Below are 12,423 nucleotides of genomic sequence, written 5' to 3' on the forward strand. Positions count from 1 at the left end.
GTTGTCTGAAAAGGCCCCTCACCCCAACCCCTCTCCCCGCAAGCGGCGCGAGGGGCTTAAGGCGCAGTTCGGTCGAAACTCCCTCGCCCCACGAAGTGGGGAGAGGGCTGGGGTGAGGGGTGCTTATTGCAGCCAGACCGGATCTTTGAGTTTGGCGACGAAGGCTTTGTGAGCGTCGAGTTCTTCCGCGGTGGGGGCGAAGAGGCGCGGTTCGCGCACCGGGCGGTCGGACCGGGGGCCGGCGCGCTTGGCGAAATTCATGTCACCTGTGCCGGCATCGTCGGTGGCAAGCGTCAGGCCGGTCTGCCGGCCGCCCAGCAATTCCAGATAGACGTCGGCCAACAGTTGCGCGTCCAACAGCGCCCCGTGGAGCGTGCGGTTGGAATTGTCGATGTTGAAGCGTTTGCACAGCGCATCGAGCGAGGCGGGTGAGCCCGGGAATTTGGTGCGCGCCATCTTGACCGTGTCGATCGCGCGCTGGAACGGGATCGCGCGCTTGCCGGCTTTCTCGAGTTCGTAGTTGATGAACTTCATGTCGAATTCGGCATTGTGGATGACCAGCGGATCCTCGCCCACGAAGGCAAGGAACTCATCTGCCACGGCCCCGAATTTCGGCTTGTCGGCGAGGAAGGCGGTCGATAGCCCATGGATGCGGAAGGCGGCATCCGGCATCTCGCGTTCCGGGTTGATATAGCGGTGGAAATTACGCCCGGTCGGGATGTGGTTCTCAAGCTCGATGCAGCCGATTTCAGCCAGCCGGTCGCCGGTCACGGGATCGAAGCCGGTGGTTTCGGTATCGAGCACGATTTCACGCATGGTGGGGCATCCGATCGGCAAAGTGGGGCAGCGGCTCGAAGCGAAGATGCCGGGAGAAGAAGCGGCTGGCAAGCCTCGTCACCTGGACCGCATCGCCGGTGGTATAGGCACGAATCTCGGCCGGCAGGGCGCCGAATCGTTTCATCTCGGGATGCCGGAAAAGATAGGCGGTGAGGGAATCTGCCGTGCGCTGGGGCTGCGAGACGATGCGCGTGTTTGCCGGCAGGGCTGCGCGAAAGAGATGCTCGACCAGCGGATAATGCGTGCAGCCCAGCACCACGCTGTCGAGGGTGAGGCCATCCAGCTGCGCCAGCAATTCGCCGACATAGCGTGTCACCAGCGGTGAGAGGACAGCATCCTCGGCGCCAGCTTCGATGAGACCGGCAAGGTCGGCGCAGGCCTGTTGAAAGACCCGGAGGCGAGGGGCGCGCTTCGCGACTTCATGGACATAGGCACCGCTCGCCACCGTGGCGCGGGTGGCAAAGACGGCGAGCGTTTCCGGCTGGCGCGCCCAATCGCTCTCATGCGCCACGGCGTGCCAGGGATTGTGGGCGATCTCCTCGATCATGGGGACGAGGACGCCGAGGCAGCGATGGTGGGGAAAGTGCTGCGGCAGCCATTCCTGCTGCAGGCGCCGGAGCGCCACGGCAGCGGCTGTGTTGCAGGCCAGGATCACCAGGGTGCAGCCGAGGCCGAAAAGAGTCGCGACCCCCTGGCGGGTCAGGGCGAAGATCTCGTCCGGGGTGCGTTGGCCGTAAGGGGCATTGCCGTGGTCGCCCAGATAGATGAAGCCCTGGCGCGGCAGGCGCTGCTGCAGAGCTTCCAGGATGGTGAGGCCGCCATGGCCGGAATCAAACACGCCTATCATCGATTCTGTCGATTATCTTTCTTATTTTGATCGATTCTACCAATCATTTCTTCAGCCGCCGCACCACCCGCGCCAGGGCCGCCAGGGTCGGCCGCCGTCCGAGGCCCGTCTCCACCACCCAATCCGCCCGGCGCCGCTTTTCGATATCCGGCATCTGGGCGCGAAGGATCTGCTGGAAGCGCGCCGCATCCATGTTGGCCCGCCTTAATACACGCTGAGTTTGCAGAAATTGTGGCGCTGTCACCACAACCACCCCGTCGCAGCGCGTATCCCCGCCGGTCTCGTAGAGGAGCGGGATGTCGAGGACCGCCACCTTGCAGCGTGCCTGCCGGCAGCGCTGCAGGAAGGTGCGTTCTTCTTGGCGCACCAAAGGATGCAGGATGGCTTCCAGTTTCTGGAGGGCATCCGGCTTCCCGAACACCTTGGTGCCCAACGCCTTGCGATCGACGGCACCGTCCCGGACCACGCCCGGAAAGGCGCTGCCCACCGCCGCCACGGCCTTGCCGCCCTTGCCCAGCAAGCGGTGCACGGCAGCGTCGGCGTCATGGACGGGCAGGCCCAAGGCGCGCAGCATCGCCGCCGCGGTCGATTTCCCCATGCCGATGGAACCGGTGAGACCCAGAATGCGCATGCCCATCGATTGGGGCCGGGGGTGATTCTTGTCAAGCGGCACAGGTTTAGTCGCCATCCCCGGGCTTGACCCGGGGATCTGGTATGACTGGATGCGGCATCCGTCGCCTGCCAACCGATCCTCGGGTCAAGCCCGGGGATGACGAATGAAAAAAGGGAACAACGAGCGCAGAAGGACTGTGCGCGCCGTCACCCAGGATGTTGTTCGGCTTTGGACCCGGGCCGGGATCATGGGTTATAAGACCCGGACACCCGCGTTTCCCGCCCTGAAGGCAGTTCCCGACTACATGATCAGGCTTTCATGACCACCATCGGCCTTGTCGTCTTCGGCCTCGTCAGCCTGCTGGCGCTCATGAGCCTGCTGCCACCGCTGGCGGCCAAGCTGCGGCTGCCTTACTCGGTGCTCCTCGCAGTGGTTGGCTTCGCCCTGGGGCTGGTGGTGTCGCTGCGGCCCGACCAGGCGATCCCTTCGTCGATGCTCCATGATGTTTTCTCCGCCTTGGCCAGCGTCGAGATTTCGTCGGAAGCCTTCATCCTCATTTTTCTCCCCACCCTGCTGTTCGAGGTGGCGCTGGCCATCGACGTGCGGCGCCTGATCGACGATCTGGCGCCGGTCCTGACCATGGCGGTGGTGGCGGTGGTGATCTGTGCGCTGACCGTCGGTTTTACCTTGGCGGCGGCCTCGCCCTTCGGCCACATCGCCTGCCTGCTGCTGGGATCGATCGTCGCCACCACGGACCCTGCCGCGGTCGTCGGCATTTTCCGCGAGGTGGGCGTGCCGAAGCGCCTTACCACCCTGGTCGAGGGCGAAAGCCTGCTCAACGACGCCGCTGCCATTTCGCTCTTTACGCTTCTCCTCGCCATGACCGTGAGCGGTGGGGACGGCAGTATCGGCGATACCGTGCTGCACTTCCTCGTCAGCTTCCTGGGTGGTGCGCTCGCCGGGTTTGTCATGGCGCGCCTCGCCATCGCGCTCTTTCCGCTCCTGGGCGGCTGGCCGAAGGCGGAGATCACCCTCACCATCGCCTTGGCCTATCTCAGCTTCACGGTGCCGGAACATTATTTCCATGTCTCGGGCGTCGTCTCCTGCGTGATGGCGGGGCTGGTGCTGGGATCGACCGGCAAGACGCGCATGCGGCCGCACACGTTCGAGCAGATGGAGGGTGTCTGGGGCCAGCTCGGCTTCTGGGCCAATTCGCTGATCTTCCTGCTCGCCGCCATGTTCGTGCCGCGCATCATGGAAGGCACCAGCTTGCGCGAGATCGGCTTCATCGTGCTGGTCTATCTCGCGACCCTGGCGGCGCGCAGCGTCACCGTCTATGCGCTCCTCCCGCTGCTCACCCGTGCCGGCCTCATGCAGCGGATCAACAACCGCATCAAGACCGTGATCGTCTGGGGTGGTTTGCGCGGCGCCGTGTCCCTGGCACTGGCCTTGGCGGTGATCGAGAACACCGCGCTGCCGGCGGCGATGCGCGATTTCATTGCGACCTCGGTCACCGGTTTCGTGCTGATGACCCTCCTCATCAACGGCATCACGCTACGGCCCCTGGTGAATTTCTTCCGGCTCAATCGCCTCAATCCTGTTGCGCGCGGTGTCCGCGACCGGGCCAAGCTGATGACGCTCTCCGACGTCGCGGTGGATCTTGCGGATATCGCCTTGCAGGAGGGCATCGACCGCGAGGTGGCGGATGCGGCCCTCTCCAACCTGGAAGCACGGCTTGCCGTCGCCCGCGCGCGCTCGCACCGCGGTGTCGAGCTGATGGCCGATGAGATGGTGAAGGTCGGCCTCACCGTCGTTGCAGCCTATGAGACCGAGCGCTGCTTCATCATGCTGAATGCCCGCATCGTCGATCGCCGGATCGCCGAGGTCCTGCTGCGGGTGTCACAGCAGATTCGCGATGCGGTGCGCCTTACCGGCCGCCGCGGCTATATCACCGCAGCGGAAAGCAGCCTCAATTTCAGCCTCGGCTTCCGCTTCGCCTTGTGGCTGCAGCGCACGACACGTTATGAACGGCTCCTGTCCGATGCGCTGGCCGATCGTTTCGAGTTCCTGATGGTGCAGCGCCGTGTCCTCTCTGGCCTGGTACCATTCAGCCGGGACCGCCTGCAGCCCCTCATCGGCGAAGAGCCGACCGAGGAGATCATCAAGCTCACCGCCAAACGGATCGAGGCGGTGGATGAATCGCTGCTGGCGCTGAAGCTGCAATACCCCGCCTATGCCGCGGCCCTGCAGCGTCAATATCTGGGGCGCATCGCACGCCAGCGCGAAAGTGCCGCCTATTATGCGCTGGCCGCCAATCTGGTGGTGAGTGGCGAGGTGGAACGTGAACTGCGGCTGGAGCTGGAGCGGCATTGGACCGGGCTCGACGAGCGCTGCAAGCTCGATCCAGAGCTTTCCGCCATCGATCTGGTGCAGCGCGTGCCGATCTTCCGCGATCTCGACATCAAGCGGCAGCAATCCATCGCCCAATTGCTGGCACCGCAATTGGTGCTGCCGGAATCCATCATCGTGCGCCGCGGCGACCGGGGCGATGCCATGTATTTCGTGGCTTCCGGCGCCGTCCGTGTCGTGGTCGAGCCCAGCGTGGAGCTGGGCAGCGGCGATTTCTTTGGGGAGCTTGCGTTGCTCACCGGTCATCCACGCAATGCCGACGTGGTGGCGCTGGGCTTCTGCAAGCTTCTCGAGCTGAAGGCACGCGACTTCCATGCACTGCTCGGCCAGGATGCGGGCCTGAAGGCGCGCATCGAACAGGTTGCCAAGGAGCGCCTCAACCTTGGCTGATCCGGATGCCGCGGACCTCAATCCGGTACCAGCGATAAGTGCCGGGGCGATAAGCGCCAGGGCAATGAGCGCGCGCGACCGGCAGATTGCCGGCGACCGCCCGCTCTTTGGCATTCTCTGCCTGGTGACGGCGGGATTCGTTTTTTCCTTCTTCAATGCCATCGTCAAATATCTCAGCATCAACGGCATGCCGGTGATGGAAGTGGCGTGGGGCCGCTATGTATTCCATCTGGTCTTTGCCATTCTCTATGCCGGTGTCGCACCGCGTATCGAGAAACCGGCCGGCGCGGTCTTGCCGCCGGCGCATTGGCTGCAGCCATGGCGCGACATGCTGCATGCCAGGAAACCCGGACTGCAGTTCCTGCGCTCGCTCCTGATGCTGGCCACCACGTTGCTGTTCTTCCTGGCGGTGAGCTATATCGATCTTGCGTCCGCGACGGCGGTCGCTTTCGTCGAGCCGCTGGTCATCACGATTCTCTCGCACTTCCTGCTGAAAGAACGCGTGGGCATCCGGCGATGGGGGGCGGTTGCGGTCGGCTTTATCGGTGTGCTCATCGTCATCCGGCCCGGCTTTGGCATGGTGCATATCGCGATCCTGCTTCCTGTCCTCTCCGCCTCGACGGGTGCCACCTATAACGTGCTCACCCGTGTCGCCGCGCGCTATGACGGCAACGCCACGTCCCTGTTCTATGCAGCATTGGTGGGGTGCCTGGTGTTGAGCTGCTTCATGCCGTTCCTGTGGCAGGCGCCGACGCTCACCCAATGGCTGCTGCTGGCGGCTCTGGGATTGTCCGGGGGGCTTGCACATACATTGGTGATCCGCGCCTTTTCCTATGCATCGGCCTCGGTGATCGCCCCCTTCATCTATCTTCAGCTGCTGTGGGCGACGGCCATCGGCTATGCCTGGTTCGACATGCTGCCGGCCATCACCACCTGGATCGGCGGCGCTGTCATCATGGCCACCGGCATCTACACCGCCCACCGGGAACGCATCCGCGCCCGGGAAAGATTGGCAAAGATCGATCCCTAGTCAGGTCCCCCAAACGATCCTAGAATTGGGCGATCTCGGCTGGGGGAGGATGTTCTTGCAGCGATCTGCCATGGGGTTATTGGGCGTTGTCGGCTTGGGACTCTTTGGGGCCCTGGTCCAGGGTGCGCCGGCGGTGGCCGATGCCGGCGGGCAATGCGCATCGAGCATCGGCATCGACGGCAAGCTGCACACGGGCGCCGACGCCAGCAAGGTGGCGGAAGCATGTCTCGCCGCGGCCGCCAATGGTGAGCCGCAGGCGCTCTATCTCGCCGGGCTGGTGATGGAGCAGGGGATCGGCCGGCCCAAGAATCCATCGCAGGCTGAAGATTGGTATCGCAAGGCTGCGAAGAAGGGCCAGCCCCAGGCGCAGTTTGCACTCGGCCGCCTCGCCGAGGCCAAGCAGGACGATGAAACCGCGTTGAGCTGGTACGGGCAGGCGGCGCAGCACCATGACAAGGCGGCACAACAGGCCTATCTGCGGCTGAAAGCCAAGGACCCGGAGGCGCTGATGGGCGCCGCCATCCATGCCATCGACATCGATCCCAGCTTCGGCACGCTCGATGACCTCTTCGGCCTGGGTTCCGGCATCGTTATCGGCCCGCAACTGGTGCTGACCAACAATCATGTCATCACGGGCTGCGACAAGGTCGCGGTGGCGCCGGGCCTGCCGGCGCGGGTTGAGGTCGCCGACGTCAACGCCGACCTTGCCCTGCTGAAGGCCAGCGTGCCGGTGGGCGATGTCGCGGTCTTTGCCACGGCCGACGAGATCGGCCCCGATCAGGAGGTTTATACCGCGGGCTTCCCGGGTCCGAACGACACCCTCCCCAATTTCAAGATGACCAACGGCAAGCTCGCCGGCCGCACCATGGGTGAGCGGGCCGATCAGAACTGGCGCCTGACCAACGCTGTGGCGCCGGGCAACAGCGGCGGCCCCTTGATGGATGAAAGCGGGCGCGTGCTGGGCGTGGTCGTCGCCCATATTCCCGTGACCGGCATCGTCAAGAAGAATGCCCCCAAGGGGCTGCATGACGGCATCGCCATCCGCCTTGGCATCGTGCAGAAGTTCCTGGCCGCCAACAAGGTCAAGGTCACGGAAGTGGCGGAAGGCCCGGTCAAGACGGCGGCGGACAGGCGTGCCTATGCCGCCGCCATCTCGGTCCTGGTGGAGTGCTTCAAGAAATAGCTGGCGTGGCGGTCAGCGCGCGCCGGCTTGGCGGATGGGCTCGTTCAGGGAGCCACTTCGATCACCCACCGGCAGGCCGGTGCCGAGCGCCAAAGATTGTGCCGCTTTGGGCGCGTGGATATGGCGGATGTCGCCGCCGATCCGGCCCAGCACGTCGCGCGCCAAGGGCGCCACCTGCAGGCGCTCAGGACGCTTTTCGCCGGGCATGACGAAGCCGTGGGGCGTCGCCGGCACGAAGCCGAAGCGCTTGTAGTAATCGACATCGCCGACCAGCAGCACGAGATCGTGGCCGAGTTCGGCAGCGCGTTCGAGCGTGCGGAAGGTGAGGGTGCGGCCGATACCCTTGCCGGCCAGGCGCGGCGTGATGCCGAGGGGGCCAAGCAGCAGGGCCGGATGATTGGTGGGGCCGACCAGGATCGGCCAATAGCGGATGGTGCCGACCACTTCATCGCCCAACATGGCGACGTAGGAGAGTTCCGGGAGCGGGGCCACGCCGTCTCGGAACAGGTAGGAAGCCTTATCGAACCGCGCCGGCCCGAACACGGTATCGAGCATCTGCTCGACCTGTCCGGTCAACGCGGCTGTTTCAGGTTTGATGGTGAAATTCGCGGCAGTGGTGGTGTGGTCGGTCATGTAGAGATCCTCTCAAGCAAAGCGGTTGGAAAATTGTGTGCAGGCCTTGGCATCGGCCCGCTTCCGCTTCGGATCTCTGGGGTGTCTGGGACACCCCGCGCATCCTATGCCTCTGCCGCAGCCGATTTCGACACCACCCGGGGAAAACCCAGGACGGTGGTCGACGATCGTCGTCGGAGACACAGGGTGGACATGGAGTAGCCTTCCGGCTGTTGCAAGTGACGGGTTACATAAGGCAAACAGCCCCCTGAATCCATAGATAATTTATGGCGGGGCAATGACATTTGCGTGTTCCAGCCATGTCGCCAGAGCGTAACGGCCGGGCGGCTTAGGCTGTCACCGCACCACCGTGACGGGACAATGGGCGTAGGTGACGATGTCGGCAGCCACCGAGCCGATCAGCAGGCGGGCGGCTCCCGTGCGCCCGGCCGAACCGGTCACGATATGGTGGTAGGAGTTCTTTTCGGCGTAATCGACGATGGTCCGGGCGATGTCGTCGCCAGGTGCCCGGACGGCAGCAATCCGCCGCAATCCGGCCTTGAGTGCCCCTTCGACCGCTGTCAGCAGGGCCTTGTCGACGGGCAGCTTGCCGGCGAGGAGGGACGCCGAATCCCAGATCGTGGGAGCTTCGCCACCCTTGTCGTCGACCACGGTGATGAAGGAAAGCGGGAGCGACAGGCGCTGGGCGAGCTCGATGGCGAAGGCCACGGTCTTGGTGGCGGGCACGGACCCGTCGGTTGCGCACAGGATCTTGTCCATGGTGACGGTCATCTGGTGGCTTCCTTCAAAATGACAGGTAAATAATCTGGCGAAATATCAGGCTTCGAGCTTGAGCGGCCGCGACAACAGCCCCTCCACTTCGGCGCCGAAGCTGCTGCCTTGGTGCAGGATGCGGTTGACGGCTTCACTGATCGGCATCTCGACCCCGAGCTTCCGGGCGAGCGTCACCACGGCGGCTGCCGTCGGCACCCCTTCGGCGATACTTTTGCGCGTAGCCAGGATGTCGGCAAGCGCTTTGCCGCCCCCCAGTTCCACGCCAAGCGACATATTGCGCGATTTCACGGACGAGCAGGTGAGGACCAGATCGCCGAGACCGGCGAGGCCCATCATGGTTTCGGCACGGCCACCCTTGGCCAGCACCAGGCGGGTGACTTCGGCAAGCCCCCGGGTGATGAGGGCCGCGCGGGCATTGTCGCCGAGTCCGGCACCGATCACCATGCCGCAGGCGACGGCGAGCACGTTCTTGGCGGCGCCGGCCACCTCGACGCCCACAAGATCGCTGGCACCGTAGGGCCGGAAGGCGCCGTAGCTCAGCGCCTGCATCAGATCCTCGACCAGCACCGTGTCGTCGCTGGCAATGGCGACCGCCGTCGGCAGGCCGCGCGCGACGTCGGTGGCAAAGCTCGGCCCCGACAGCGTGGCGACCCGGGCGCCGGCCAGCTCCGTGGCGGCAATCTCATGGAGCAGCAGGCCGCTCGCCTGTTCGATGCCCTTAGCGCACAGCACCAGGGCCGTGCCATCGCGCCACAGCGGGCGTGCTGCCTGGCAGAAGGCGCGGAAATGCTGCGCCGGCTGGGCATAGAGGACAGCATCGGCGTCCATGGCGGCTTTGAGCGATGTGGGCAGGATGATCGTGGCAGGCAGGGGAATGCCGGGCAGATAGTCGCTGTTCTCCCGCGCTTCCGAAAGCTGGCGTGCAAGTTCCGGCCGTCGCGCATAAAGCGCTGCGGTGCAGCCGGCACGGCTGGCAATCAACGACAAGGCAGTGCCCCAGGCACCGGCGCCGATGATGCCAATTCGGTTGATGGCTGGGCGGGTATTGCTCATCGCAGCAGGAAGCCTCCGGCAAGGGGATCGTCGGTCTCGACCGTGAAGCTGGCGCGGCCGGTGTAATAGGCCCGGCCCGCAACCTCGGCGCGGATGGCTGGAAAGTCGCCGGCCTGGAGGTGGGCCGCCACCCGGCCTTCGAAAATGCTGCCGGTGACGCTTTCGAATTGCCGTCCTTCACCATCGGCCACTTGTCCGCGTGCGGCCATCAGGGCAAGCCGCGCCGTGACGCCGCTGCCCGTTGGGCTGCGATCGACTTCCGCCGCGGCAAAGACGCAGATGTTGGCGGTAGGCCCCTCTTTGCCCTCGCCGCCATCGGTGAGGATGGTGCCGTAGAGAAAGGCGAGATCGGGATCGTCGGGGTGATGAAGCGTGACCTGCGCCTGCACTGCCTTGGTGACGGCGGTGGCTGCCGACACCAGATCCGCGGTGGGTGAGCGGCGCACGTCGAGACCGAAGGTACTGGCCGGCAGGAAGGCGTAGAAAGCCCCGCCATAGCCGATGTCGAGGGTGACTTTCCCCTTGTTCGGCACATCGACCACGGCATCGAGTGCGAAGGCAAAAGCCGGCACGCTGCGGAAACTGACGCGGCCTTTGTCCGGCCCGGATGCCACGACATGCACCTCCACCAGCCCACAAGGGCATTGCAGGTTGAGCTTGGCCAGCCCGTCGCTGCCGGCCTTGATCAGGCCCTGGTCGAGGGCATAGCGGCCAAGGGCGATGGTCGCATGGCCGCACATGGTGCTGTAGCCCTCGTTATGGATGAACAGCACTGCCATGTCGGCGCCCGGCAGGTCGGGTTCGACCGGCAGCACGCCATACATGTCGTAGTGGCCGCGCGGCTCGAACATGAGGAGGCGCCGGAAGGCATCGAGATGGTCCCGGGCGAAACGGCGCTTTTCCAGGATGGTGGCGCCGGGAATCGGCGGATAGCCCGCGGTCACGATGCGCACCGGTTCGCCGCCGGTATGCATGTCGACGGTCTCGATCCTGGTGTCGGCGTCCGGTTTCCGGGCAGTCATGCAGGTGCACGCCCTCTCATTTGCGCTGCTGGCCTACCGCCTGTAATCTGACCGCCGGATATAATCAAGCCCAACACCCTCCCAGCAAAAGCTCCCGCCGCCATGACGCGACTCATCGCCCTCCTTCTGCTGCTGGTGTTTGCCGGCCCTTCGGCCCAGGCCCAGAGCGCCACTGAGAACTTGGCCCAGAACACACATGCGGCGCTTACCATCGCCTTGCCCGACGGGCCGGCCACCAGAACTGTGGGCTTTCTCATCGCGCAGCAGCGTGGCTATTTTGCCGATGCGGGTGTCGATGTGACCTTTGCCCATGCCGGCTATGGCAGCTCGCCTGCCGACCTGCTGGGTGCTACCCGCGCGGATCTCGCGGTCGAGATCATGCCGGTGGCGCTTGCCGCGCGCGACAAGGGAGCCGACATCGTTCACGTGGCGCAGTTCTTCCAGCACGCGACGCTGGCGCTGGTGTGCCACAACACGATCGACCAGCCGATGAAGCTTGCCGGGCACAATGTCGGCGTGTGGCTGGATGGCTGGGAAAGCTCGTTCTATGCCTGGCTGTCACGCCTGGGCCTCAGCTATTTCGCGACCGGCGGCGGCGTCACCATCGTGCGCCAGGGGATGGATGCCGAAATCTTTCTGGAGAATGAGGTCGACTGCCTGACCACCACCACCTACCGGGCGCCGCTGATCCTGGCACCGCTCGGTAAGGCACGACAGAGCCTCGTTACCTATCGCTACCAGGATCTCGACCTGGGGATGCTGGAAGATGGCCTCTATGCCCGGGGTGCGGATTTGAAAGACCCGGTCAAGGTCGATGCCTTTGCGCGCTTCCTCACGGCAGCAGCGCGCGGCTGGCAGAGCCTCCATGACGATCCTGCCCAAGCCCAGCAACTGATCATGGACCTGCCGGAGAGCGCCAAGCTGGATCCGGCGCTGGTGGCCGAATCGCTGGCCGCCGTCTCGGAAGCGATCTCGGCCGACAATAACGAGATCGGCGCCCTCGATGATGCTGCCTACGACCGCACCGTGCTGTTGCTGCTGACCGGGGCGCCCGATCCGATCCTCAAAGCGGCCCCGTCAGGCGCCATCAGCGCAATCGTCCGCAAGCACCCGTAACCAGCTGCCGGCCAATGCCCTGGTCAATTGTCGAAGATCGGCAGTTCGTTGAGGGGCATGGCGCGGCGATAGCCGTGACGGCCGCCAACGGTCTTGTCGGCGGCAACCGTGTAGGCAAGACGCGGCTGGTTGCGGACATAGAGCACATAGCATTCCTGGCCTGACAGCGAATGGCACTGCGATTTTGCGATGCCGCTGTAAAGCGGCGGGCTGCAGGAAATGTCCGGGCAATAGATGTAATAGGAACTGGCCCCGTCAGGGCTGACGGCAAAGGCGCCGCCATAGGTGTCGACCTTGGCCAGATATTGCTGCAACGCCCGGCCGGTCGATTGGCTGAGCACCAGCGGATCATCGCCGGCGGCGGGTGCCGGGCGCGTCTGCGCGCAGGCGGCGAGGACAGCCACGACGCCGGCAACCGCGCCGGTCGCGCTGTAGCGGCGCAGTTTGGCAAGCAATCGGGTCGATTTCGGCGAGGTCATCTTCGTGCTCCTTGGGGTCACTAACCTTGCTTTTAGG

At 64.8% G+C, this 12,423-nt stretch carries 12 protein-coding genes; 4 read left to right on the forward strand and 8 right to left on the reverse strand.

The window, feature by feature from the left end; genetic code table 11:
• Window positions 1–123: 123 nt before the first annotated feature.
• From dnaQ to coaE, 3 genes are read right to left on the reverse strand one after another with little or no spacing between them, the layout of a single operon-like run.
• Window positions 124–816 carry a DNA polymerase III subunit epsilon gene (dnaQ, locus tag AC1DWZ_RS07380; RefSeq protein WP_477168227.1) on the reverse strand — a complete coding sequence of 231 codons (693 nt, stop codon included), beginning with the start codon at window positions 814–816 and terminating at the stop codon, window positions 124–126.
• A complete protein-coding gene (locus AC1DWZ_RS07385; RefSeq protein WP_477168228.1) occupies window positions 809–1,684 on the reverse strand; it encodes a glutamate racemase in 876 nt (291 codons plus the stop codon). Before AC1DWZ_RS07385 ends, dnaQ begins: the two co-directional genes overlap by 8 nt.
• A 43-nt stretch (window positions 1,685–1,727) precedes the next feature.
• On the reverse strand, window positions 1,728–2,315 hold the full coding sequence (gene coaE, locus AC1DWZ_RS07390; RefSeq protein ID WP_477168229.1) for a dephospho-CoA kinase: 588 nt from the start codon (window positions 2,313–2,315) through the stop codon (window positions 1,728–1,730).
• A gap of 300 nt (window positions 2,316–2,615) precedes the next feature.
• Between coaE and AC1DWZ_RS07395 the strand changes: the two genes are divergently transcribed.
• The 3 genes from AC1DWZ_RS07395 to AC1DWZ_RS07405 are packed head-to-tail and all read left to right on the forward strand — an operon-like array spanning window position 2,616 to window position 7,309.
• Window positions 2,616–5,096 (forward strand): cation:proton antiporter, encoded by a 2,481-nt coding sequence (locus AC1DWZ_RS07395; protein ID WP_477168230.1) that lies wholly within the window; start codon window positions 2,616–2,618, stop codon window positions 5,094–5,096.
• Window positions 5,089–6,126 (forward strand): DMT family transporter, encoded by a 1,038-nt coding sequence (locus AC1DWZ_RS07400; protein ID WP_477168231.1) that lies wholly within the window; start codon window positions 5,089–5,091, stop codon window positions 6,124–6,126. Before AC1DWZ_RS07395 ends, AC1DWZ_RS07400 begins: the two co-directional genes overlap by 8 nt.
• A 55-nt stretch (window positions 6,127–6,181) precedes the next feature.
• The gene (locus AC1DWZ_RS07405; protein ID WP_477168232.1) at window positions 6,182–7,309 is read left to right on the forward strand and encodes a tetratricopeptide repeat-containing serine protease family protein; all 1,128 of its coding nucleotides are present in this window, start codon (window positions 6,182–6,184) and stop codon (window positions 7,307–7,309) included.
• A gap of 12 nt (window positions 7,310–7,321) precedes the next feature.
• Here AC1DWZ_RS07405 and AC1DWZ_RS07410 read toward each other — a convergent pair whose 3' ends face one another.
• The 4 genes from AC1DWZ_RS07410 to AC1DWZ_RS07425 all read right to left on the reverse strand — a co-directional run bounded on the left by AC1DWZ_RS07410 (window position 7,322) and on the right by AC1DWZ_RS07425 (window position 10,791).
• Window positions 7,322–7,942 carry a GNAT family N-acetyltransferase gene (locus AC1DWZ_RS07410; protein ID WP_477168233.1) on the reverse strand — a complete coding sequence of 207 codons (621 nt, stop codon included), beginning with the start codon at window positions 7,940–7,942 and terminating at the stop codon, window positions 7,322–7,324.
• 336 nt (window positions 7,943–8,278) lie between these two features.
• Complete coding sequence (locus AC1DWZ_RS07415; protein ID WP_477168234.1) at window positions 8,279–8,713, reverse strand: universal stress protein; 435 nt, start codon at window positions 8,711–8,713, stop codon at window positions 8,279–8,281.
• Window positions 8,714–8,758: 45 nt separating this feature from the next.
• A complete protein-coding gene (locus AC1DWZ_RS07420; protein ID WP_477168235.1) occupies window positions 8,759–9,769 on the reverse strand; it encodes an NAD(P)H-dependent glycerol-3-phosphate dehydrogenase in 1,011 nt (336 codons plus the stop codon).
• Window positions 9,766–10,791 (reverse strand): proline racemase family protein, encoded by a 1,026-nt coding sequence (locus AC1DWZ_RS07425; protein ID WP_477168236.1) that lies wholly within the window; start codon window positions 10,789–10,791, stop codon window positions 9,766–9,768. The genes AC1DWZ_RS07420 and AC1DWZ_RS07425 overlap by 4 nt, the downstream gene beginning before the upstream one ends.
• Before the next feature lie 102 nt (window positions 10,792–10,893).
• Here AC1DWZ_RS07425 and AC1DWZ_RS07430 point away from each other — a divergent pair, with 102 nt between their 5' ends.
• Window positions 10,894–11,907, forward strand: a complete 1,014-nt coding sequence (locus AC1DWZ_RS07430) for an ABC transporter substrate-binding protein (RefSeq protein ID WP_477168237.1) — start codon at window positions 10,894–10,896, stop codon at window positions 11,905–11,907.
• Between the two features lie 23 nt (window positions 11,908–11,930).
• On the opposite strand, the gene AC1DWZ_RS07435 is transcribed toward AC1DWZ_RS07430, so the two are convergent.
• A complete protein-coding gene (locus tag AC1DWZ_RS07435; RefSeq protein WP_477168238.1) occupies window positions 11,931–12,386 on the reverse strand; it encodes a hypothetical protein in 456 nt (151 codons plus the stop codon).
• Between the last annotated feature and the right edge of the window lie 37 nt (window positions 12,387–12,423).

This window comes from Dongia sp. P2_B8 (genome assembly GCF_056404715.1).

Coding starts and splice junctions, on each gene's coding strand:
- dnaQ (WP_477168227.1), bottom strand. CDS start 816: ATGCGTGAAATCGTGCTCGATACCGAAACCACCGGCTTCGATCCCGTG.
- AC1DWZ_RS07385 (WP_477168228.1), bottom strand. CDS start 1,684: ATGATAGGCGTGTTTGATTCCGGCCATGGCGGCCTCACCATCCTGGAA.
- coaE (WP_477168229.1), bottom strand. CDS start 2,315: ATGCGCATTCTGGGTCTCACCGGTTCCATCGGCATGGGGAAATCGACC.
- AC1DWZ_RS07395 (WP_477168230.1), top strand. CDS start 2,616: ATGACCACCATCGGCCTTGTCGTCTTCGGCCTCGTCAGCCTGCTGGCG.
- AC1DWZ_RS07410 (WP_477168233.1), bottom strand. CDS start 7,942: ATGACCGACCACACCACCACTGCCGCGAATTTCACCATCAAACCTGAA.
- AC1DWZ_RS07415 (WP_477168234.1), bottom strand. CDS start 8,713: ATGACCGTCACCATGGACAAGATCCTGTGCGCAACCGACGGGTCCGTG.
- AC1DWZ_RS07420 (WP_477168235.1), bottom strand. CDS start 9,769: ATGAGCAATACCCGCCCAGCCATCAACCGAATTGGCATCATCGGCGCC.
- AC1DWZ_RS07425 (WP_477168236.1), bottom strand. CDS start 10,791: ATGACTGCCCGGAAACCGGACGCCGACACCAGGATCGAGACCGTCGAC.
- AC1DWZ_RS07430 (WP_477168237.1), top strand. CDS start 10,894: ATGACGCGACTCATCGCCCTCCTTCTGCTGCTGGTGTTTGCCGGCCCT.
- AC1DWZ_RS07435 (WP_477168238.1), bottom strand. CDS start 12,386: ATGACCTCGCCGAAATCGACCCGATTGCTTGCCAAACTGCGCCGCTAC.